The sequence below is a fragment of the Kribbella sp. VKM Ac-2569 genome (assembly GCF_004216905.1).
GTDB lineage: Bacteria > Actinomycetota > Actinomycetes > Propionibacteriales > Kribbellaceae > Kribbella.
The window spans coordinates 1,077,016-1,097,556 of sequence record NZ_SGXJ01000003.1; the positions used below are offsets into that span (position 1 = coordinate 1,077,016).

Here is a 20,541-nt window from a genome sequence, read left to right on the forward strand (position 1 = left end):
CAGCGATTCTCGCGCTAGTCCACGAAGATGCGCTGCAGCATGTGCCAGTCCTGCGGGTGCTCGGCGATCCCGATCGCGAAGGCGTCGGCGCATCGCTGGGTCATCGCCGCCATGCCGCCGTCGGGATCGACCACGTCATGGAAGGTGATGACGAGATCCGGACCGTCGTAGTGCAACGTCGCCGGGACCAGCGGCGCGCCGGTCTTCAGGCTCAAGGCGGCCGGTCCGGCAGGCATTCGCGACGGCCGCCCGAAGAACGTGACCGGGACACCGCGCTCGGACAGGTCCCGATCGGCGACCAGGCACACGAATCCCCCGGCCCGCAGGCGGTCCGCGAGTACGCCGGTGACGTCGTCGTCACCGCCCGTCAGCGGGAGTACCTCCATGCCGAGCTTCTTCCGGTACGCGATGAAGCGGTCGAACAGCGATTCCGGCTGCAGACGTTCCGCGACCGTCGACACCGGCATCCCGGTCAGCCCGGCCCAAGCACCCGCGTGGTCGTAATTCGCCAGGTGTGGCAGCGCGCAGATCACGCCCTGCCCCGCGGCGTACGCGTCCCGCAGCACCTTCTCGTTGACCGTCCGGACCCGGCCGACGATCTCCTCGTCGCTCCACTCGGGCAGGCGGAACGCTTCCTGCCAGTAGCGCAGATACGACCGCATCCCGGCGTGCGTGAGCTCGTCGACCTCGCCCTCGCCGGCTTCTGGACGTACGGCGGCCAGGTTGCCGCGCAGTCGCCGTACGCCGCGGCCGTTGCGGCGGAACGTGCGGTCCGCGGCCCGTTGGAACAGCCACGTGACGGTCCGCTCGGGCAGGCGTCGTACCAGGGTCCAGGCGAGCGCGAAGGCCAGGTCGACGACCCGGTGCCGGACGCCTTCCATCAGGCCTTGGGGTCCGGCGGCGGCGTGTCCAGCCCCGAGTTGGACGGGTCGGCCAGGACCTGCTTGCGCACGGACAGCGCCCGCTGGACAACGGTGACCGTGCTCGCCGCGGCGAGGTACCAGATCACGATCTCCAGCAGGATCGGCAGGTTCAGCACGTCGGAGAAGAACGCGAGGACCAGCGTCAGCACCAAGCGGTCCGCGCGCTCGGCGAGGCCGCCGCTCGCCTTAAGGCCGAGGCTTTCCGCCTTGGCCCGCGCGTACGACGTGACCGCGCCCATCACCAGTGCCCACAGCGTCACGGCCGCCATCAGCGTCGAGTCGCCGGCCTGCGAGTTCGCGTAGTACATCACCAGGCCGCCGTAGACCGCGCCATCGGCGATCCGGTCCAGCGTCGAGTCGAGGAACGAGCCCCACTTCGACGACGTACCCGACGTCCGGGCCATGTGGCCGTCGATCAGGTCCGAGAACACGAAGCAGGTGATGACCACCGTGCCGATCCACAGCTGGCCGCGCGGAAAGAAGATCAGCGCTCCGGCGGACACACCGATGGTGCCCACCAGCGTGACCACGTCGGCGCTCACGCCGAGCTTGAGCAGGAGGGTGGCGATCGGCGTGATCACCTTGGTCCAGAACTGACGGAATCTGTTAAGCATGGCGACGCGATCGTAGTTCACCGGGGTCACCACCGGGTGACGCGGCACGGGTTTCGGCCTGCGCCAGGCCCTCGCACGGAGGATGCTGGGGTGAGGAGGTGACCGGCATGGGTCGCAGGCAGCTCGCGCGCGGCCTCGTCCTCCTGCTCGCGGCGAGCGGTTGCACCGCCGGTTGCTCCGTCGCGCAGCGCGCCGACGGCACCGCGCCGGCCCCCGTGCCGCCCTCGGTGATCATCCCGACCGCCATCGCTCCCACGCAGCCCGAGGGACTCGACGGTACGTCGGGAGCACCCGGGCCACAGGTGTGTACGGCGATCACGCGCCAGCTGACCGCGAAGTTCCGCGGCCCGGTCACGGCCAAGCCGAACGCCTGGAACGACGGCGGCCTTCCGGCGATGGACCTCTGCACCCTGCTGCTCGGAGACCTGCCGGTCACGATCGGCGTCAGCGCGCTGCCGATCCAGCCGGACACGCTCAGCCGGCTCGTGGAGAATCCCGGGGCGGTCGAGTCGCTGCCGGAGCTCGGGCCGGAAGCAACCATCAGCGAGTCCCGGATCGTCTTCCGGGTCGCAGACCGTGCGGTGCGGATCAGCCCCGCCGGCGGCATCGACCGCGATCCCGCGGACGGGATCGAGAAGGCGCGAGCGATCGCGATCGCTCTGGCCGCGCGGGACGCCGTACCCCGTAGCCTGCGGCCGGCCCGGCAGGCGGACGAGACGTGTCAGCTGGCGACCTCGGCGGCCGAGCGGTTCATCCGGCTGCAGGTGCAGTTGCGGCGGGACTACCGGGTGAAGGGCGCGCTCACCTGCATCTGGGGAACGTACGACGCGACCGTGTCGATCGTGGAGGCGTTCGACCAGCTGACGATCCCGGAAGCGCAGCAGGTGCCACCGCCACGATTCGCGCCGATCGGGCAGCCCGGGTACTACCTCCCCGAGGCCGGCGAACTCGTCTTCCGTCAGGGCCGCCGGGTCGTCCGCGTCACCGCGCTGACGAACCCACCGCGCGAGGTCACGCTGGCCACCCTCACCAACCTCGTCGACCCCATGCTCCCGCTCTTCTTGCGCTGAACTTTCCGGTCCAGACCAGCGTCCAACCACCATCTATCAGTGATGGGGGTGGTGGAAATGCGCACACTTCTCAGGTACGGCGGGTTGATGGCCGCCGCGACGCTCACCACGGGACTGCTCACGGCCGGCACGGCGACGGCGGAGCAGAGCGGGACGACGGCGCCGTGCAGGATCTCGGTCGGCTCGGTGACGGCCGGCGGGGATCACCGGATGCAGACCTTCTCGGCGACAGCACCGGTCACGAAGGTCACCGACAAGATCGTCGCGAAGGACATCTATGCGGACGGTCAGACGCGACTCAGCGCGGCCGTCAGGTACGGCCCGGGCGAGGGCTCGGAGTTGCACACGGGTCAGGTGGTGCTGGGATCGGTTCTGTACGACTTCTCGTACCGCACGCCGACCGGCGGCGGGACGGTGTCGCAGAAGCAGCTCACGCGGGTCGGGCCGGGGTGGCAGAACTACCGGACCCTTGACCGGTCGACGGTCGGGGCGAAGTCCGTCGAATGGTCGCTGACCAACGACGGGGCGGAGCTGGAGCGCCGTACCGTCAAGATCGACAACGGGCGGATCTACCGTCACATGGACGGTTGGGCCTCCAACTTCCGCGGCGTGAAGGGGATGGCGTTGATCAGCCAGAGCTCGACGTACGACACGTTCCTGATGACGCACAGCACCGGGCGGCTGTACACGGCCCGTCTCCCGCGCGTCAGCGGGCACATCATCCAGCCGGTCGTGAAGCCGATCCGGATCTCGACCTGGGGGGTGTTCGAGACGCTGGTGGCCGCACCGTGCGGTACAGGCACGATCATCCTCGGCATCGACCGCGACACCGGCAACGGCTACCTGTACTCCGTTGGCCACGCCAACGGACTGTCGACGGTCATCAAGGGCCTCGGCAAGGCTCCCGGCACGTTCAAGGACCCGGTGTACTTCAGCTGGACCAAGTACAGCGACCCACTGCTCTTCGGCGAGTGACCACTGCACCCTGGGGACAACCGCCCCACCCGATCCGTCGGGTGGGGCGATTGTTCGTTTACGGCCAGGACTTCGCGAGGAGTGCTCGGGTGTCCGGGAGGAGTTGGGGCAGGACCTTGGTGTGGGCGATCGCGGGCATGAAGTTGGTGTCGCCGGCCCATCTCGGGACCACGTGCTGGTGCAGGTGGGCGGCGATGCCGGCGCCGGCGATCTCGCCCTGGTTCATGCCGATGTTGAAGCCGTGCGCCCCCGACACGGTGCGGATCGCCTGCATCGCCTGCCGGGTCAGCGTGGAGACGTCGGCGACCTCCGCCTCGCTCAGCTCGGTGTAGTCGGCGACGTGCCGGTAGGGCACGACCATCAGGTGACCTGGGTTGTACGGGTACAGATTCAGGACGGCGTACGCCGCCTCACCGCGGTGCACGATCAACGCGTCCGCGTCCGGCAGCCCCGGAAGCCGGCAGAACGGGCAGCCCGAACCCGCCTCATCACTGGTGGGTTTGTTCTCGCCCTCGATGTACGCCATCCGGTGCGGCGTCCACAACCGCATGAACGGATCGGGCACCCCGACCCCGTCCTGACCCACCAGTTCTTCAGGTGTGTACGGCGAGTCGGGGGTGTCCGTCATACCTGAACGCGCTTCTGCACGGACTCGACGATCTCGGCCACGGCGTCGGCGATCGGTACGCCGTTCTTCTGCGTGCCGTCGCGGTACCGGAACGAGACCGATCCGGCCGCCATGTCGTCGTCGCCGGCGATCAGCATGTACGGCACCTTGGCCTTCTGGGCGTTCCGGATCTTCTTCTGCATCCGGTCGTCGGACGCGTCGACCTCGACCCGGATCCCCTGTGCCTTCAGCTGCTTGGCGATCTCGAACAGGTAGTCCACGTGCCCGTCGGTGATCGGGATGCCGATCACCTGGACCGGGGCCAGCCAGGGCGGGAAGACGCCGGCGTAGTGCTCGGTCAGCACCGCGACGAACCGCTCGATCGAGCCGAACAGCGCACGGTGGATCATCACCGGCCGCTGCCGGGAGCCGTCCGGCGCGGTGTACTCCAGCTCGAACCGCTCCGGCAGGTTGAAGTCCAGCTGGATCGTCGACATCTGCCAGGTCCGGCCGATCGCGTCCCGGGCCTGGACGGAGATCTTCGGGCCGTAGAACGCGGCGCCGCCCGGGTCCGGGACCAGCTCCAGTCCGGAGCCCTCGGCAACTTCCCGGAGCGTCTCGGTGGCCTCCTCCCAGACCTCGTCGGTGCCGACGAACTTGTCCGGGTTCTTGGTGGAGAGCTCGAGGTAGAAGTCGTCCAGGCCGTAGTCGGCGAGCAGGCCGAGCACGAACGTCAGCAGGTTGCGCAGCTCGTCGCGCATCTGCTCACGGGTGCAGTAGATGTGCGCGTCGTCCTGGGTGAAGCCGCGGGCGCGGGTCATGCCGTGCACAACGCCGGACTTCTCCAGCCGGTAGACCGTGCCGAACTCGAACAGCCGCAGCGGCAGCTCCCGGTACGACCGGCCGCGGGCCGCGAAGATCAGGTTGTGCATGGGGCAGTTCATCGGCTTCAGGTAGTAGTCCTGGCCCTGCTTGCGGATCTGCCCGTCCGCGCCGCGCTCCTCGTCCAGGTGCATGGGCGGGTACATGCCGTCGGCGTACCAGTCCAGGTGACCGGAGGTCTCGAACAGCTGGCCCTTGGTGATGTGCGGTGAGTAGACGAACTCGTAGTCGTCCTCGACGTGCCGCTGGCGGGAGTAGTCCTCCATCACCTTCCGCAGCACGCCGCCCTTCGGGTGGAACACCGCGAGACCCGAGCCGATCTCGTCCGGGAAGCTGAACAGGTCGAGCTCGGTGCCCAGCTTGCGGTGGTCGCGCTTGGCGGCCTCCTCGAGACGGGTCAGGTACGCCTTCAGCTCGTCGCGCGACTCCCACGCGGTGCCGTAGATCCGCTGCAGCTGGGGGTTCTTCTCACTCCCCCGCCAGTACGCCGCCGCCGTACGCATCAGCTTGAAGTTGCCGAGGTACCCCGTCGCCGGGACGTGCGGGCCGCGGCACAGGTCCTTCCAGGCGACGCTGTCGTCGCGCCGGACGTTGTCGTAGATCGTCAGCTCGCCGCCGCCGACCTCGACCGAAGCGCCCTCGGCCGCGTCGGCCGCGGAGCCCTTGATGCCGATCAGCTCGAGCTTGTACGGCTCGGCCGCGAGCTCGTCGCGCGCGTCGTCGTCGGTGACCACCCGGCGGCTGAACCGCTGCCGCTCCTTGATGATCTGCTGCATCTTCTTCTCGAGCTTGGTCAGGTCCTCCGGCGTGAACGGCGTCGGTACGTCGAAGTCGTAGTAGAACCCGTTCTCCACCGGCGGACCGATGCCGAGCTTGGCCTCCGGGAACAGGTCCTGCACCGCCTGCGCGAGGACGTGCGCGGTCGAGTGCCGGATGATCGCCCGGCCGTCCTCCGACGCCGCCTTGACCGGCTCGATCTCGTCGCCGTCGGCGACCACCCGGGACAGGTCCCGCAGCTCACCGTTGACCCGGGCGGCGATGGCGGAGCGGTCCTGGCCGAAGATCCCGGCGAACAGCTCCCCGATCGTCGTCGTCTCGGTCACACTCCGCTCAGCCTCGCCCTCGACGCCGATCAGGTGGACCTTGACTTCCGACACGTGCACTCCTCAGGTCTCGACCAGCCGAATACCGGTCACGCACAGATGGTATCGACACACCTGACGAAAGTAGGGGTCGGGACCAGCCGCTCGTCCGATGTGCCGGGGGCGCCTCCATTTCTAGGTTCGAGGTACCACAAGGACCAGGAAAGGGCCCCGGCGTGATCACGCTCGAAGGACTCACCAAGAGGTACGGCGGGACGACCGCCGTGGACTCGCTCGACCTCACCATCTCCCCCGGCCGGGTGACCGGCTTCCTCGGGCCGAACGGCGCCGGCAAGTCGACCACGATGCGGATGATCCTCGACCTCGACAGCCCGTCCGCGGGCACCGCGCTCGTCGACGGACGCCCGTACGCCGAGTGGCCGCGCCCGCTGACCAAGGTCGGGGCCCTGCTCGACGCCAAGGCCCTGCACCCTCGCCGGTCGGCCCGTGACCATCTGGTCGCGATGGCCCGCAGCAACGGCGTCCCGGTCACCCGCGTCGACGAGGTGCTGTCGATCGTCGGCCTGGACGCGGTGACCAGGAAACGCGCCGGGCAGTTCTCGCTCGGCATGGGCCAGCGGCTCGGCATCGCCGGCGCGCTGCTCGCCGACCCCGAGGTGCTGATGTTCGACGAGCCGGTGAACGGCCTCGACCCGGACGGTGTTCGCTGGGTCCGTGAGCTCATGCGCTCGCTCGCGGCCGAGGGCCGCACGGTCTTCGTCTCCAGCCATCTGATGAGCGAGATGCAACTGACCGCCGACCAGTTGGTCGTGATCGGTCGCGGCCGCCTCATCGCGGACGCCGCGGTCGGCGACGTGATCGCGGGATCGTCCAGGACGACCGTCGCGGTGCGGATCCCCGACCGGACCCAGCTCGCCGTACTGCGGGACCGGCTGGCGGCTGAGGCCGAGCGGGTCGAGGCCGTAGAGGAGGGGCTGGTGGTGACCGGCGTACCGGCCGAACGGGTGGGCGATCTCGCCTATGAACTCGGCGTACGGCTGCACGAACTGGTGACGGAGCGGGCGTCCCTCGAGGAGGCTTACATGGAGCTCACCGCGGACAGCGTCGAGTACGGCGTGGCGGTGGCGTCATGAGCGACGCGATCCTGCAGTTCGCGCACGAACTGATGTCGTCCTGGTGGATCTACCTCGCGTTGTGGGGGTTCGCCGCGCTGGACGGGTTCTTCCCGGCCATCCCGTCGGAGACGTTGGTCGTCACGGCAGGAGTGTTCGCCGCCGGCGGTGAGCCCAACCTGTACGCCGTCATCGTCGTCGCGGCGGTCGGAGCCTTCATGGGCGATCACGTCTCCTATGCCCTCGGGCGCGGCGCCGGCGGACGGGTGCTCGACCGGATGAAGCCAGGGACCCGGCGGTACGCCGCGGTGCTCTGGGCCCGGCAGGCTCTGGTCGAGCGCGGCGGGCTGGTCCTGGTCGTCGCCAGGTACGTGCCCGGAGGACGTACTGCGGTCACGCTGACGATGGGATCGGTCCGCTACCCGCTCCGGCAGTTCTCCGCGTTCGCGGCACTGGCCGCGGTCAGCTGGGGCATCTACTGCACCTTGGTCGGCTACATCGGCGGGAAAGCGTTCGAGGACAACCCGCTGAAGGGCGTGGTCCTCGGCATCGGGCTGGCGCTCGCAGTCACGCTCGTCGTCGAGGTTGTCCGGCATCGCCTCAAGAAGCGGCGTCAAGCTCAAGTCGAGGCTCAGGGTGAGCTCGTGGAAGCAGGTGGACGGTGAGTGCGGCGATCCTCGCAGTGGGGACCGGTTCCGGTCTGTCGAATGCGGTTCGATCGGAGTGGACCAAGCTGTGGTCGGTCCGGTCCAGCTGGCTCAATATCGTGGCTGCCGTCGTACTGAGCACGTTGCTCGGGATGCAGTACGGCTGGGGACTCGCGTACGACAACACGCACCTCGGGCCGGGCGAGGTCGCGGAGCAGCAGCCGATCGGGCACTTCGGCGCCTCGGCGATGCTGATCGTGCAGGTGGTCATTGCCGCGTTCGCCCTGCTGACAGTCACCTCGGAGTACGCGACCGGCAGCATCCGTTCGACTCTGCAGTGGACTCCGGTGCGGCGGGACGTCGTACTCGCCAAGGCTGCCGTTCTCGCACCGGTCCTGTTCGTCTACGGGATCGCAATGGCCGCGCTCGCTTCCGTGGCAGGCGGTCTGACCGCCGGCTCCTGGGCTGACTGGAACCTGACCGACCTCGTGGTCGATCTGCTGTCTGTCGGTTTCTACGCGACTGCTGCCGGCCTCTTCAGCTCCGGAGTCGCCTGGGTGGTCCGGAGTACTGCAGGCACGCTGACAGTTGCCTTCCTGCTGCTTCTTGTGGTCCCGCTGATGCTGGGCCAGGCCTCATTGCGCGCTCTGGTGTGGACAGCCGCGCTCCTCCCAGGCGGGGCCGGCCAGAACTTCCTGACAGGCGCCACGGATCCGCTCTCCCCCACACTGAGCGCGGCAATCCTGATCGCCTGGGCAGCCGGCGCACTCGTCTTGGGCGCGATCGTCCTCAAGCGACGCGACGCCTGAACGGCAACGAGGCGGTCCGGAAGTGTCCGGACCGCCTCGTTGACTGTGCTCAGCGCGGGGTGTTGAGCGCGATGGTGATCTGCTCCGAAACCCGGGCCGCGAGCTCCAGGGCGGCGCGGCGGGTGCCAGGCTGCAGGGCGTTGTGGTCCAGCGGACCTTCCGCCGCGACGTGCATGTCGGTCGGGATGTCGATGACGGCGGCCGCACGGGACTCGAAGTACGGGCGGAGCTGCTTCTCGACCTCTTTGTTCACATCGCCAGGGCCGTTGGAGACCGCGATGATCGCGCGGCGGATCAACCGCTGCGCCTCCGGGCCCTGGTTGTCGAGCTCCTCGAGCATCTGCACGGCAGCCGCGCAGGACAGGCTCTTCCACTTGATCGGGATGACGAGGGCGTCGGCCGCCTTCATCGCCTCGCGCCAGTTGCTCGAGCCCTCGTTGTTCCCGGTGTCGATCACGAGCACCTTGTAGAACCGGCTCAGCAGGCGGTGGATCTGGTCGAAGTCCTTGGCCTCGATCTGCGCGTACGTCGTGGTCGCCGATGTGAGCACGTCGTACTGACCGGCCACCTGGTGCCGCAGGTACGCCGCGACGTCGCCGAGCCGGGCGTCCGGCTGGGTCAGCATCGGCATCGCCTGCAGCATGTCCGTGACGGTCGACCGCGAGTTCGTGTCGTGAGTCCGCAGGTGCATGTTGCCGCGCAGCTCGTTGTTGTCCCAGGCGACGACACCGCCGCCACGGGCCTGGCCGAGGGCACCGGCCAGCATCAGGGTGGTCGGCGTCTTACCCGAGCCGCCCTTCGGGTTCGCCACGACGATCGTCACCGGACGACGGAAGGCCGTCGCCGCAGTCGCCCGCGCGATCCGCTCGGAACGCTCCGAGCTACCCGGACGCAGCTTCAGCATGCTCCGCATGCCCCGCTCGGCGGGAGCCTCCCGCGGCAACGGCAGCGCCTGGATCAGCTCGTCGGCCCGGTACGACAGGTTCTGCGGGGGCTGCTGCGCCTGCTGACCGGGCACGCCCTGCGGGAAGAAGTGCTGAGCGGCCGGCGACAGCGGCTGGCCGCCCTGTCCCGGCTGGGGCGCCGGAGCGGGCTGCGGAGGCTGGGCCGGCGGGAACTGGGCTCCCTGCGGCTGCGCGCCCTGGTCCTGACCGGAGCCGTGGAACGACGAACCGCCGAACACGGGGCTGTTCTGACCGGCATCCTGAGCGGGCGCAGCGGCGTCGTCGGTGGTGGCCGCCGGCTCGGCCTCGAGAGCGGCCTCATCGTCCTGCTCTTCCGGCTGACTCCACGACGCGGCACCGGACTCAGCGGCCGGCTGCGTCCACGACGGGGTCGGCGCGCTCGGCTGCGGCTGGGTCCACGGCGCCGGCTGGTCGACGGGCTTGCCGGCAGGTCCGGACCACGAGTCGCCGGGGAACTCCTGCGACAGGGCGTCCGCCTGCTCTTCGGTCTCCTCGACGGGCTGTGCATCCGATTGGGCGTCGGTCGACTGGTTAGGGTCCGGCTGAGACCAGGAGGGGGTCGGCTGCCACATTCTCCGGACCTCGGCCGCCGCCGCTTCCCGGTCCTTGTGCTGTCCGGAGTTGTGCGAGTCGGTCACGACCTGGATCCCCGATCTGTGCGAGGGGGCGGGTGGCCCCTGGAGGCTTGCTGGGTGGTCCGGAGAGGTGAGGTCTCCGGACGGGTCCACTATCCCATGACCCGGTGTCCTCACCACGTCACCACCCGGAGCGTCCGATGACGGTTCCGCAACCAGTATCCAGGCTCGCGCCGACCATGCATCGCGGTGACCCGAAGCGGCCAGATCCGCCCCTCAGCTCGTGACCAGACCGGCTTCGTAGGCGACGATTGCCGCCTGGACCCGGTTCTTCACGCCGAGCCGCAGCAGGACGGCACTGACGTACGCCTTCACGGTCCCCTCGACCAGATACAGCCGCCCCGCGATCTCGGCGTTCGACAGGCCGGCACCGACCAGTCCAAGGACCTCCAGCTCCCGGGGAGTCAGTACGGCGACCTGCTCCTTGGCGGCCGTCGCACGCGCCATCGCACCGCCACCGGACCCGGCGCTCAGCTCGGCGATCACCCGCTGCGCGACCTTCGGGGACAGGTAGGCGGCGCCTTCGGCTACGGCCTTCAGCCCTGCGATGAGCTCCCGCGGGTCGCCGGACTTCAGCAGGAAGCCACTCGCGCCGTCGCCGAGCGCACGGGCGATGTAGGCGTCCTCCGAGAAGGTCGTGAGGATGACTACCGCCGTGTCCGGGACGGTCCGCCGGATCTCTGCGCCGGCAGCCAGTCCGTCCATCTTCGGCATCCGGATGTCCAGTACGGCGACGTCCGGTCGGTGTCGCCGTACCGCTTCGACGGCTTCCACGCCGTCGGCTGCCTCGGCAACGACCTCGATCTCGTCGTCGGTGCCGAGGATCGCGCGCACACCGGCCCGCACCATCGCCTCGTCGTCGGCGAGCATCACCCTGATCATCCGTTGCCTTCCGGGGTCGGTGGGACAGAACCGCTCTGTACGACGGCCTTGGCGACCAGTGCGCCGTTCGCGAAACACAGGCGGTACACGTAGTTGCTGGAGAACGGAGCCGCAGGCCGGTAGTACCGGCAGCTCCAGTCGGCCGGTGGCTGGTAGCCCTCTCCAGGTGGGTCGATCATCTGCATCCGCGGCAGTACCTTCGCCACGTCGGCCTCGGACTGGCCGATGGTGAGTCCGTCGTACTGCGCGGGTCGCAGGATCGCGCTGTAGCCGGCGACGAGGTAGTAGCCAAGGGCAACCGCACCGACCAGCGCACCTAGTAGTACCGGCGCGGCAATGGCGGTGATCAGGCCACGCTGTGCGCTCCGCCGTACCGTGGCTCGCTCAACCGCGGCAGTCGGTGGCTCGGGTCGGCCACCGGCCCGCGGAATCGTGGCACTGACCTGGAAACCACCACCTGGTCGTGGGCCTGCAGTGAATGAGCCGCCAGCGAGCCGGACGCGTTCACGCAGTCCGTCGAGGCCACGCCCACCTGACGGCGCAGCCACTGGTTGACTCGCTCCGGTGTCGACAACCTGCACCTGTACGTCGTCCTCGTGTGTCGTCACGCTGACAGTCACGGACGCGCCAGGTGCGTGTTTGCTCGCATTCGTCAACGACTCCTGCACCACGCGGTGCACAGCACGGTCCACCATCGGCGCCAGTACGCCGTCGACGTCCTCAGTCAGCCGCACCGCCAGACCGGACGCAGCAGCACGGTCCACCAACGCACGCACGGTTTCGTCATGCGGAACGGTCGGTGCGTCCTGGTCACGCAGTACGCCGACGATCTCGCCGAGCCGCTCCGTCGCCGTGGCGGCTGACTCGCGTAGCTCACCCGCAGCCCGTCGGTGCTCCTCTGGCAGTGACGGGTCGAGTTCGAGGGCTGCCGCGCGCAGTGCGATCAGGCTGAGCTCGTGACCGACCGAATCGTGCATGTCCTCGGCGATCCGGGACCTCTCGCGCAGGCGCTCCTGGTCGATCTCCATCTGCTGCTCACGCTCGATCCGCTCGGCGCGCTCCCAGCCGGCTGTCGCCAGCAAGGCCTGCTGCGCCCGGTAGCGGCCGATCAACCACGGCAGCACGACCAGCAGTAGTGCGAGCAGAAGCATCAGGAGCCACGTCAGCACGGACTCTGTCGCCTGAGCTCCCCTGCGCATCGTCAGAGCGAGCAGGAGCATCCCGATCAGCGACCAACTGCACAGCAGGACGAAGTGCTTGAGCTGCGTCTCCCGACGACCAGCCAGGTAGCTCAACAGGCTGATCGCCGGTACCAGGGCAATCTGCACGCCGTTCGTCGTACCGAGCGCGAAGGCGAGGATGACGATCTCTGTCCACGCCACGACGCTCAGAGCCACCAGCGGCCACCTACGTCGCCCGAAGACCGCAAACGCCAGTACGGCGAGGCAGACAGCGCGGAACCAGTACGGGTCGTGCCGTGCACCGCTCTCTGCGAGCACCAGGAAGCTCAGCGCGGCCCACAGACCCACGTCCCCCAGGCGCCGCCACTTCATGACGTAGACGCTACACAGTCGCAGTGCGCGCGCCGTACTGCCGAAAGTCAGGTCTGCGCGTCAATCAGCTCGAACGGCACGAGGGACAGGTTCGGAACAGGCTCGCCGCGCAGCTGCGCGAGTAGTAGGTCCACGGCACGCCGGCCCATCTCTGCCTGGTTCTGCCGGACATGCAGGTACGGCGGTCCGCCGATGGAGTCCCCCGGTGAGTCGAAGCAGGCGACCACGCGGTCACCGCCCAGCGCCCTGTCGACCATGCGGGCCAGGTTGTACTCACACGCGAAGTACGCGGTCACCTCGGGCCTCTGGTCGCGGAAGGCGCGGATGGTGTCCATGTCCGCGCGCACGCTCTCAGTGGTCGTCGAGCCGGGCAGTGTGCTCCGCAGGTCGGTCAGCTCGTAGGGCTGACCATGCTTTTGGTCGGCGAAGGCGGCACGGAAACCCTCCAGCCGGTCCTCGATCGAGGAGGTGTTCACCGGAGGCGGCGAGACGAAGGCAACGTGCTCATGCCCCCGCTCCAGCAGCCGCGTGGTGAGTGCCCGAGCAGCGGCCACGTTGTCCGTGTGCACCGCGGCCACAGGGATGCCGGAGAGATGACGGTCCACCACAACCACCGGGAACCCGTCGAGCACCTGCCGGAGCAGGCTGGCGTTGTAGAAGTCGCCGTGCACCGGGAACACGATCAGGCCGTCCACAGTGGCCACCAGCGAGTCGACAGCCTTCTCCTCGTCGGTCTGCCGGCCGTGCGTACGCCGTACCACCAGGTGGGCGCCGTACTCCGCGCAGCGCTCCTCGATCGCGTTGAGAAGATCCAGCCCGTACGCCTCGGACATATCAGGCACGATCAGCGCGATCGACCGGGCCTCGCGACGCGGCGTCGAACGCAGCGGGACGGTCAGATCGGTGAGGTCGGGCAGCCGGCGTACGACGAATGTCCCCTTGCCCCGGACGCGCTCCACCAGACCGGCTTCCCGCAGTACCTCCAAGGCGCGCTTGGACGTGATCCGGCTGACCGCGAACTGGGCCGCCAGCTCCATCTCGGACGGCACCCGGTCCCCCGGCCGCAGCGCGCCCCGGCGGAGCTGCTCCAGCACGTGAGCACAGATCCGCTCGTACAGCAGAGCCACAGCGCCTACCCCTCGGAAGTTCCGGTTGACATATCCAATCATCCCGCAAACTGTCGGTGCGGCCTGGGACCGTAACGACATGGAAATCGCGGGAAAGGTCGCAGTGGTCACGGGCGCCGCGGTCGGCATCGGGCGCGCGATCGCGGTCCGCCTGGGCGCGGCGGGCGCCTCGGTGGTGGTCGCGGACATCGATGCGTCCGGCGGACAGCGGACATGCGAGCTGATCGGGCCGTCGGCACGCTTCGCCCAGGTTGATATGCGGGACGACGCGGCGGTGGCCGAGCTGATGGCATGTCAGCCACAGATCCTGGTCAACAACGCAGGCGGCGGCGCCGTGCTTACCCCGTGCTTTCCGGAGGCCTCGGTCGCCCGCTGGACGGCGTCACTCGAGGTGAACCTTCGCGCGCCGATGCTGTCCACACAGCTCGCTCTTCCTGGCATGCGGGCGGCAGGCGGCGGGACGGTGGTGAACGTCGGCTCGACGGCCGGAGTGGGCTTCGGACCACACGTGTCCCCCGAATACAGCGCGGCGAAGGCTGCCCTGATCCGGCTCACCACGACGCTGACTCCCCTGCACGCCAGTCACGGCGTCCGGGTGAACTGCGTCGTACCCGACTGGGTGGCGACCGAGCGCGGACTGCGCGAACGCGACGCCTTACCGCCGGACGAGCGCGGCCCGGCGCTGATCCCGCTGGAGACTGTCACCGACGCCGTCGTCCGCTTCGTCGAGGACGAGTCACTGACCGGCCGCGTCCTGCTCCTGGAACGCGAGCAAGAACCCCACCTGTTGAACTAGTCGCAGCCCCGTTCGGCTGACACCATGCCGCCATGACCCGCCCACCGGTGCCTGCGTTCGCTCTGAGGCCTGTGGCGACCGTCGCGTTGATCGTCGGTGCGGTGCTGACTGCGCTGTCCGGCCGCTACGGCTACCACCGCGACGAGCTGTACTTCGTGGTCGCCGGCAGGCATCTCAGCTGGGGGTACGTCGATCAGCCGCCGCTGACCCCGTTCCTCGCACGCGTGTCGACGGCTGTCTTCGGCGACACAGTCATGGGTTTGCGGGTGCTGTCGACGCTGAGCACTGTCGCCACGATCGTCGTCGTCGCGCTGATCGCGCGGGAGTTCGGCAGCGAGCGGCGTGCGCAGATCCTGGCTGCTGTCTGCGCTGCGGTGTCCGGCTTCGTACTCGGCGTCGGGCACTTGGTCTCCACGGCGACGTACGACCTGCTTGCCTGGATGCTGATCGGTCTGTTCGCGGTGAAGCTGCTGCGGACGGGCGACGGCCGCTGGTGGCTCGCGCTCGGGCTGACGGCCGGGATCGCGTTGGAGAACAAGTACCTCGTCGTGCTGCCGATCGGCGCGCTGCTCATCTCGCTGCTGATCGTGGGACCGCGCGGGGTGCTGCGGTCCTGGTGGCTGGTCGCGGGCGTGGCGGTCGCGGGGCTGATCGCGTTGCCGAACGTGCTGTGGCAGTTCCAGCACGATTGGCCGCAGCTCACGGTCGCCAGCGGTATCAGCCAGGACGACGGCACCGAGAACCGGATCATGTTCGTCCCGCTCCAGCTCTTGCAGCTGTCACCGTTCCTGGTCCCGGTGTGGGTGGCCGGCTTCCTCCGGATCTGGCGGCAGCTCCGCTGGGCTCGTTCGGTCGCCCTGGCGTACCCCGTGTTGTGCGTCGTCGTGCTCGTGACCGGCGGGAAGTCGTACTACGCGCTGCCGCTGCTGCTCGTGCTCGTGGCAGCCGGTTGTGAGCCCACACTGCACTGGGTCGATCGTCATCGAGCGCAGGCTGTCGTCGGTCTCGTCCTGACTGCTGTGACGTCTGCCCTCTTCACGCTGCCGGTCCTGCCCGCGCCGGCGGCCGACTTCGTCATCCCGGTGAACAAGGAGCAGGGCGAGCAGATCGGGTGGCCGGCGTTCACCGCGTCCGTCGCGAGCGCCTGGGGCCAGATCCCATCTGCGGAGCGAGCGACTCTCTTCACCGGCAACTATGGCGAGGCCGGGGCACTCGTGCGCTACGGGCCTGCGCACGGTCTGCCAGCGCCGTACTCCTCGCACATGAGCTTCTGGGACTGGTCGCGGCCGCCGGACACCAACACCGGCCCGGTACTTCTCGTCGAGATCGAACGGAACCCGGGCCTCGAGTCGCACTTCCGCGACTGCAAGCAGGTCGGCACGGTGGACAGCATCGTCTCGAACGACGAGGACGGCACCGCCTTGGTCCTGTGCGCCGCGCCCGCCGAGCCCTGGTCCACCTTGTGGCCGAAGATCCGCCAGTTCTATTGATGCCCTTACGGTTGGACGATGCTCTTTGCTGACCTTCCCGCCGGACTGCTGTTCCTGCGGGACGACCGGGTCGGCAAACGGTGGCATGTGAACCTGTCCGCCTTCCGTCTGGCCCGGTACCCGATGACTCACGGCGAGTTGCCGCTCACCGGCGTGAGCTGGTACGACGCAGTTGCCTTGTGCAACCAGTTGTCGTCGGAGGCCGGCCTGCCCGTCGCCTACACGATCGAGGGCGAGCAGGTCGACTGGGACCAGTCCTCCCCCGGTTTCCGACTGCCCACCGAGGCGGAGTGGCAGTACGCGTGCACCGCCGGCACGCCCGGCTATCGCTACGGTCCGCTCGACGAGATCGCCTGGTACGCCGAGAACTCCGACGGTCATGCCCATCCCGTCGGTCTGCGCACGCCGAACGCCTGGGGGCTGCACGACATGCTCGGCAACGTGTGGGAGTGGTGCTGGGATCTGTACGACCCGGAGGCCTACGGCTCGTACAGGATCTTCCGTGGCGGCGGTTTCGCGGACGGGGAGCGCTCTCTAGGCTCCACCGTCCGCCGACGATCGCATCCGACGTTCGCGATCGAGGACCTCGGCTTCCGGGTCGCGCAGTCAGTCGTCGGCTGACGGTCGGAGGGCGAGCTTGCCGACGGTGGCACGGGCCTCGAGTTCGACGAGTGCCTTCGGACCATCGGCGAGGTCGTAGACGGTAGGACGGCCGGGCGGATACACACTCTTCTTGATCAGCTCGTCCAACTCTTCGAGAACCTCGGCAAAGAGTTCAGGCGCGTGCTGGATCGTGGTGGTCAGGTGCTGGCCGATCACGTGCACCGGGTGCTTGAAGTTGAGCTCCCAGTTGCTGATCGACGACTCACCGGCCGCGGCTCCGATCACGACAACCTTCCCAGTCACCCGGCGCGCGACCTCAACGCTCTGCCGGAACGTGTCACCGCCGACGGATTCGAGCACGATGTCGACACCACACCCACCCGTCGCTCCAGCCGGTTGGGACCGGTACGACGGCGTTCGCGGGCATCAGCATGTAGTCCGCGAACGCGCCGGCACCCGTGCCGATGACGTGGTCGCCGACAGCCACGTTCGTCACGTTCTCCCCGAGGGCGACGATTTCTCCGGCTGCCTCGAAGCCCGCGAGGTACGGGGGCTTCGGACCGCCGTCGTACGTGCCTCGCGTCTGCATCACGTCGGCGAAGTTCACCCCGGCGGCACCGACTTTCACGAGGACCTCCCCGGCCCCGCCACCGGCACCGCGACATCCACGAGCCGCATCACTCCCGGACCGTCCAACGAAGGCTGTTCCAGCGCCCGCACGACCTTCACCATCCTCAAGTTTGTTTGATGATGATCGTACAGGTGTTTGTCAGTTGTCGAACTCCTTCGCGAAAATCCGGTCGCGTCCGGCTCACGACGGCGGCTAGCTTGCCGGGATGGAGCTGCCACTCATCACCCGCAGGCTGGCTCTCCGCTGGCCGATCGAGTCCGACTTCCAGACGCTCGTCGAGCTCTGGACCGACCCGCGCGTCGCCCGCTTCATGGACGACTTCGGCCCCCGCGACGAGCAGGCCGTCCGCGAATGGCTCGACCTCCACAGCAGCACCACCACCCGAGACGGCACCCACCTCCAACTGATCCTCACCCGCCGAACCGACGCCACCCCCGTCGGCTGGCTAGGCCTGGGCGTCAGCAACGACCCCACCGCCGACTGGAGCTTCGGCTACGCCATCCACCCCGCCCACCGCTCCAACGGCTACGCCACGGAAGCCCTAGCTGCCGCCCTAACCCACCTGGACGTATCAGTCTGGGGCGAATGCCACCTGACAAACGACGCCTCAGCCCACGTAATGCAATCCGCCGGCATGCAAGAACTACCCCCCACCACCAGCCGCCGCTTCCTCCACCCCGCCCCGGTGAGTGACACACGAACCCGACCCGCGCGCGTGAGCTAACTGCCCAACCCAACCCCCGCAGCCGAGCGAAGCGAAGGCGCAAAGGGGGTGCGGGTGGCGAAGCCCCCGCCGCGCGGCAAGCGAAGCGCAGCCGCACAAATGACGAAGGCGACCCGGTCCGCGCTTTCCGCGGACACGAGTCGCCTATCGGCTTCGTGGACGATACTGGGATCGAACCAGTGACCTCTTCCGTGTCAGGGAAGCGCGCTACCGCTGCGCCAATCGTCCAAGGGAACCTTGTTGGGGTCCTCGAGGTGGAGACGGGATTCGAACCCGTGTACACGGCTTTGCAGGCCGTTGCCTCGCCTCTCGGCCACTCCACCACTGAGAAAGCTGGCCTGCCGAACCCTCTCCGAGCGGACGACCGGGTTCGAACCGGCGACCTCAACCTTGGCAAGGTTGCGCTCTACCAACTGAGCTACGTCCGCAGTGCGCCCGAACTTCCGTGTCTCCGGCGCGAGAAGAACATTAGCCCATCTCCGCTCCAGTTCAAAAACCGGGGCCCCCGGTACGTCGACGTACCGTCATCAACTGCTCACCTTCGGACTCCCGCGCGGACCGGGATCACCTGCGCACTAAGGTGTTCCGCGGAAGGAGCACCACATGCGTATCTGGCTGAACGGCGCCTTGCTTGACGACGAGGCGACGGTCTCGCCGCTGGACCACGGGCTGACCACCGGTGACGGCGTTTTCGAGACGATCAAGATCGAGAATGGCAACCCGTTCGCGGTACGACGGCATCTCGACCGCCTCGTCCGCTCGGCGGTCGGACTCGGCCTCCCGGCACCGGATGTCGCGGCGATCGAAGCGGGTATCGACGCGGTGGTCGCGGCCGATCCCGGCATCCCGTTCGGCCGGCTCCGGATCACGTACACGGGCGGCGTCTCTCCGCTGTCGTCGGACCGCGGTACGTCGGGCCCGACCGTCCTGATCGCGACACAGGAGATCAAGCGCCCGTCGCCGGTGTCCGAGATCGTCACCGTCCCGTGGGTGCGCAACGAACGCAGCGCGGTCGCCGGCCTCAAGACCACGTCGTACGCCGAGAACGTCCGCGCCCTCGCCTACGCGAAGGAACGCGGCGGCAGCGAGGCGATCTTCGCCAACACGATCGGCAACCTCAGCGAAGGCACCGGCTCGAACATCTTCTGCGTGTACGACGGTGAACTCGTCACGCCGACCCTCGAGTCGGGCGCACTGGCCGGCGTGACGCGCGGACTCGTCCTCGAATGGTTCGGCGGCGTCGAGCGCGACGTACCCCTGGAGCAGCTCTTCGAGGCCGAGGAGATCTTCCTCACATCGACAACGCGAGACGTTCAGGCCATCCAGCGTGTCGACGACCGCGATCTCCCGGCCCCCGGCACGATCACCGCCCAGGTCGCCAAGATCTTCACCGAGCGCTCCACCGAAAGCCTGAACCCGTAGCGCCCGCTCTTTCCGGAACATAACTGCCAACAGGCGCAGAAAAGGTTCCGGAAAGAGACGGACCTGGTTACTCGCCGGAGGCTTTGCGGCGTTCGCGGTAGGCGGCTACGTGCAAACGGTTGCCGCAGGTGCGGGCGTCGCAGTAGCGCTTGGAGCGGTTGCGGGACAGATCGATCAAGGCGTCGTCGCAATCCGGCGCCTCGCATCTGCGGAGGCGTTCACGCTCGCCGGCCGAAATCACCTGGGCAAGCGCGATCCCGCACTCCACCGTGATCCGGCACGCCATCGACGCACCCGCGCGGGAGTAGTGGATGTGCCACGGATGCCCGTCGTGGTTGGTCAGCCGCGGAGTCGACGTACCACGCGCGATGATCGCGTTGATCATCGTCGCCGCGGACGCGTCGGAATCCGTCGTGAACACCGGCGCGAACAACGGCCGCAGGTCGCGAACCTCGGCCAGGTCCTTCTCCGTCAACGTGTCGACCGCGCTGAACTCCCGTTCCTGGACGAACTTCTCCAGTTCCTCCAAGGTCTCCAGCGAATCGACCTGGCTGTTCGGCCCGGGCATCGTGTTGACGAGCCGGACCAGCGTCCCGAGCGCCTGCTCGGTGTCGTGCGAGAAAGTCACAATCACGTCTCCAACGTGACGGGGTCTCCGTCCTGCAGCAAGAGTAGCCCGGCCGGATTAGATCGTCGCTTCATCATGCGCTATGGTTTCACCCGCAACACCACACAAGAAACATCAGCACCACCCCGGGCGATTGGCGCAGTGGTAGCGCGCTTCGTTCACACCGAAGAGGTCACTGGTTCGAACCCAGTATCGCCCACGAGAGTCGACAGGCGACGTGTGTCCGCAGAATGCGCGGACCTCGTCGCCTTCGTCATTTGTGCGGCTGCGCTTCGCTTGCCGCGCGGCGGGGGCTCCGCCACCCGCACCCCCTATGCGCCTTCGCTTCGCTCGGCTGCGGGCG

21 protein-coding genes and 4 tRNA genes are annotated in these 20,541 nt (G+C 68.3%); 11 read left to right on the forward strand and 14 right to left on the reverse strand.

Annotated features, from left to right (window positions below):
- Positions 1-14 precede the first annotated feature (14 nt).
- Both EV649_RS25355 and pgsA read right to left on the reverse strand, forming a co-directional pair.
- Positions 15-881 (reverse strand): phosphatidylinositol mannoside acyltransferase, encoded by an 867-nt coding sequence (locus EV649_RS25355; protein ID WP_130386044.1) that lies wholly within the window; start codon positions 879-881, stop codon positions 15-17.
- Positions 881-1,537, reverse strand: a complete 657-nt coding sequence (gene pgsA / locus EV649_RS25360) for a phosphatidylinositol phosphate synthase (protein WP_130386045.1) — start codon at positions 1,535-1,537, stop codon at positions 881-883. Before pgsA ends, EV649_RS25355 begins: the two co-directional genes overlap by 1 nt.
- A gap of 107 nt (positions 1,538-1,644) precedes the next feature.
- Between pgsA and EV649_RS25365 the strand changes: the two genes are divergently transcribed.
- Together EV649_RS25365 and EV649_RS25370 are read left to right on the forward strand one after the other, a co-directional pair.
- A complete protein-coding gene (locus tag EV649_RS25365) occupies positions 1,645-2,607 on the forward strand; it encodes a hypothetical protein (protein WP_241998628.1) in 963 nt (320 codons plus the stop codon).
- A gap of 57 nt (positions 2,608-2,664) precedes the next feature.
- Positions 2,665-3,582, forward strand: coding sequence for a hypothetical protein (locus tag EV649_RS25370; RefSeq protein ID WP_130386046.1), 918 nt, complete (start codon positions 2,665-2,667; stop codon positions 3,580-3,582).
- Between the two features lie 58 nt (positions 3,583-3,640).
- On the opposite strand, the gene EV649_RS25375 is transcribed toward EV649_RS25370, so the two are convergent.
- Together EV649_RS25375 and thrS are read right to left on the reverse strand one after the other, a co-directional pair.
- Complete coding sequence (locus tag EV649_RS25375; RefSeq protein ID WP_130386047.1) at positions 3,641-4,210, reverse strand: HIT domain-containing protein; 570 nt, start codon at positions 4,208-4,210, stop codon at positions 3,641-3,643.
- Positions 4,207-6,228: a threonine--tRNA ligase gene (gene thrS, locus EV649_RS25380; RefSeq protein WP_130386048.1), complete on the reverse strand. Its 2,022-nt coding sequence runs from the start codon at positions 6,226-6,228 to the stop codon at positions 4,207-4,209. The genes EV649_RS25375 and thrS overlap by 4 nt, the downstream gene beginning before the upstream one ends.
- A 161-nt stretch (positions 6,229-6,389) precedes the next feature.
- Here thrS and EV649_RS25385 point away from each other — a divergent pair, with 161 nt between their 5' ends.
- Genes EV649_RS25385 through EV649_RS25395 form a run of 3 tightly spaced genes read left to right on the forward strand, consistent with a single transcriptional unit; the run spans position 6,390 to position 8,742 of the window.
- Entirely contained in the window at positions 6,390-7,307 is a 918-nt protein-coding gene (locus EV649_RS25385; RefSeq protein ID WP_130386049.1) for an ATP-binding cassette domain-containing protein, read from the forward strand.
- The gene (locus EV649_RS25390) at positions 7,304-7,951 is read left to right on the forward strand and encodes a DedA family protein (protein WP_130386050.1); all 648 of its coding nucleotides are present in this window, start codon (positions 7,304-7,306) and stop codon (positions 7,949-7,951) included. Before EV649_RS25385 ends, EV649_RS25390 begins: the two co-directional genes overlap by 4 nt.
- Entirely contained in the window at positions 7,948-8,742 is a 795-nt protein-coding gene (locus EV649_RS25395; protein ID WP_130386051.1) for an ABC transporter permease, read from the forward strand. The genes EV649_RS25390 and EV649_RS25395 overlap by 4 nt, the downstream gene beginning before the upstream one ends.
- Positions 8,743-8,791: 49 nt before the next feature.
- Here the strand turns inward: EV649_RS25395 and EV649_RS25400 are convergent, their stop codons facing one another.
- From EV649_RS25400 to EV649_RS25415, 4 genes are all read right to left on the reverse strand, one after another.
- A complete protein-coding gene (locus EV649_RS25400) occupies positions 8,792-10,345 on the reverse strand; it encodes an AAA family ATPase (protein ID WP_130386052.1) in 1,554 nt (517 codons plus the stop codon).
- A gap of 213 nt (positions 10,346-10,558) precedes the next feature.
- Positions 10,559-11,224, reverse strand: a complete 666-nt coding sequence (locus EV649_RS25405) for a response regulator transcription factor (protein WP_130386053.1) — start codon at positions 11,222-11,224, stop codon at positions 10,559-10,561.
- Positions 11,221-12,777, reverse strand: a complete 1,557-nt coding sequence (locus EV649_RS25410; RefSeq protein WP_130386054.1) for a histidine kinase — start codon at positions 12,775-12,777, stop codon at positions 11,221-11,223. The genes EV649_RS25405 and EV649_RS25410 overlap by 4 nt, the downstream gene beginning before the upstream one ends.
- A gap of 47 nt (positions 12,778-12,824) precedes the next feature.
- Entirely contained in the window at positions 12,825-13,904 is a 1,080-nt protein-coding gene (locus EV649_RS25415) for a GntR family transcriptional regulator (protein WP_130386292.1), read from the reverse strand.
- A gap of 79 nt (positions 13,905-13,983) precedes the next feature.
- Between EV649_RS25415 and EV649_RS25420 the strand changes: the two genes are divergently transcribed.
- From EV649_RS25420 to EV649_RS25430, 3 genes are read left to right on the forward strand one after another with little or no spacing between them, the layout of a single operon-like run.
- The gene (locus EV649_RS25420) at positions 13,984-14,700 is read left to right on the forward strand and encodes an SDR family NAD(P)-dependent oxidoreductase (RefSeq protein ID WP_130386055.1); all 717 of its coding nucleotides are present in this window, start codon (positions 13,984-13,986) and stop codon (positions 14,698-14,700) included.
- A gap of 32 nt (positions 14,701-14,732) precedes the next feature.
- Positions 14,733-16,190 carry a glycosyltransferase family 39 protein gene (locus EV649_RS25425; RefSeq protein ID WP_130386056.1) on the forward strand — a complete coding sequence of 486 codons (1,458 nt, stop codon included), beginning with the start codon at positions 14,733-14,735 and terminating at the stop codon, positions 16,188-16,190.
- Positions 16,191-16,208: 18 nt separating this feature from the next.
- Positions 16,209-16,811 carry an SUMF1/EgtB/PvdO family nonheme iron enzyme gene (locus EV649_RS25430; protein ID WP_130386057.1) on the forward strand — a complete coding sequence of 201 codons (603 nt, stop codon included), beginning with the start codon at positions 16,209-16,211 and terminating at the stop codon, positions 16,809-16,811.
- Here EV649_RS25430 and EV649_RS41740 read toward each other — a convergent pair.
- Together EV649_RS41740 and EV649_RS41745 are read right to left on the reverse strand one after the other, a co-directional pair.
- Positions 16,797-17,153, reverse strand: a complete 357-nt coding sequence (locus tag EV649_RS41740; protein ID WP_241998630.1) for a zinc-binding dehydrogenase — start codon at positions 17,151-17,153, stop codon at positions 16,797-16,799. The genes EV649_RS25430 and EV649_RS41740 overlap by 15 nt on opposite strands.
- Complete coding sequence (locus tag EV649_RS41745) at positions 17,131-17,421, reverse strand: alcohol dehydrogenase catalytic domain-containing protein (protein ID WP_241998632.1); 291 nt, start codon at positions 17,419-17,421, stop codon at positions 17,131-17,133. Before EV649_RS41745 ends, EV649_RS41740 begins: the two co-directional genes overlap by 23 nt.
- A 208-nt stretch (positions 17,422-17,629) precedes the next feature.
- Here EV649_RS41745 and EV649_RS25440 point away from each other — a divergent pair, with 208 nt between their 5' ends.
- Positions 17,630-18,148 carry a GNAT family N-acetyltransferase gene (locus EV649_RS25440; protein ID WP_130386058.1) on the forward strand — a complete coding sequence of 173 codons (519 nt, stop codon included), beginning with the start codon at positions 17,630-17,632 and terminating at the stop codon, positions 18,146-18,148.
- A gap of 156 nt (positions 18,149-18,304) precedes the next feature.
- On the opposite strand, the gene EV649_RS25445 is transcribed toward EV649_RS25440, so the two are convergent.
- The 3 genes from EV649_RS25445 to EV649_RS25455 form a co-directional block, all read right to left on the reverse strand.
- A tRNA-Val gene (locus EV649_RS25445) sits at positions 18,305-18,376 on the reverse strand.
- A gap of 24 nt (positions 18,377-18,400) precedes the next feature.
- A tRNA-Cys gene (locus EV649_RS25450) sits at positions 18,401-18,471 on the reverse strand.
- 32 nt (positions 18,472-18,503) lie between these two features.
- Positions 18,504-18,576, reverse strand: a tRNA-Gly gene (locus EV649_RS25455).
- A gap of 175 nt (positions 18,577-18,751) precedes the next feature.
- On the opposite strand from EV649_RS25455, the gene EV649_RS25460 reads away from it, so the two are divergent.
- The gene (locus tag EV649_RS25460) at positions 18,752-19,570 is read left to right on the forward strand and encodes an aminotransferase class IV (protein ID WP_130386059.1); all 819 of its coding nucleotides are present in this window, start codon (positions 18,752-18,754) and stop codon (positions 19,568-19,570) included.
- A gap of 67 nt (positions 19,571-19,637) precedes the next feature.
- Here EV649_RS25460 and EV649_RS25465 read toward each other — a convergent pair whose 3' ends face one another.
- Entirely contained in the window at positions 19,638-20,204 is a 567-nt protein-coding gene (locus EV649_RS25465) for a CGNR zinc finger domain-containing protein (RefSeq protein WP_241998633.1), read from the reverse strand.
- A gap of 121 nt (positions 20,205-20,325) precedes the next feature.
- Between EV649_RS25465 and EV649_RS25470 the strand changes: the two genes are divergently transcribed.
- Positions 20,326-20,397 (forward strand) — tRNA-Val (locus EV649_RS25470).
- The last annotated feature ends 144 nt before the right edge of the window (positions 20,398-20,541 follow it).

Excerpts from the sequence above, each read along its gene's own strand:
- EV649_RS25440 (WP_130386058.1), top strand. The coding sequence starts at position 17,630 with ATGGAGCTGCCACTCATCACCCGCAGGCTGGCTCTCCGCTGGCCGATC.
- EV649_RS25355 (WP_130386044.1), bottom strand. The coding sequence starts at position 881 with ATGGAAGGCGTCCGGCACCGGGTCGTCGACCTGGCCTTCGCGCTCGCC.
- pgsA (WP_130386045.1), bottom strand. The coding sequence starts at position 1,537 with ATGCTTAACAGATTCCGTCAGTTCTGGACCAAGGTGATCACGCCGATC.
- EV649_RS25460 (WP_130386059.1), top strand. The coding sequence starts at position 18,752 with ATGCGTATCTGGCTGAACGGCGCCTTGCTTGACGACGAGGCGACGGTC.
- EV649_RS25390 (WP_130386050.1), top strand. The coding sequence starts at position 7,304 with ATGAGCGACGCGATCCTGCAGTTCGCGCACGAACTGATGTCGTCCTGG.
- EV649_RS25365 (WP_241998628.1), top strand. The coding sequence starts at position 1,645 with ATGGGTCGCAGGCAGCTCGCGCGCGGCCTCGTCCTCCTGCTCGCGGCG.
- EV649_RS25405 (WP_130386053.1), bottom strand. The coding sequence starts at position 11,224 with ATGATCAGGGTGATGCTCGCCGACGACGAGGCGATGGTGCGGGCCGGT.
- EV649_RS25425 (WP_130386056.1), top strand. The coding sequence starts at position 14,733 with ATGACCCGCCCACCGGTGCCTGCGTTCGCTCTGAGGCCTGTGGCGACC.
- EV649_RS25370 (WP_130386046.1), top strand. The coding sequence starts at position 2,665 with ATGCGCACACTTCTCAGGTACGGCGGGTTGATGGCCGCCGCGACGCTC.
- EV649_RS25375 (WP_130386047.1), bottom strand. The coding sequence starts at position 4,210 with ATGACGGACACCCCCGACTCGCCGTACACACCTGAAGAACTGGTGGGT.
- EV649_RS25420 (WP_130386055.1), top strand. The coding sequence starts at position 13,984 with ATGGAAATCGCGGGAAAGGTCGCAGTGGTCACGGGCGCCGCGGTCGGC.
- EV649_RS25410 (WP_130386054.1), bottom strand. The coding sequence starts at position 12,777 with ATGAAGTGGCGGCGCCTGGGGGACGTGGGTCTGTGGGCCGCGCTGAGC.
- EV649_RS25430 (WP_130386057.1), top strand. The coding sequence starts at position 16,209 with ATGCTCTTTGCTGACCTTCCCGCCGGACTGCTGTTCCTGCGGGACGAC.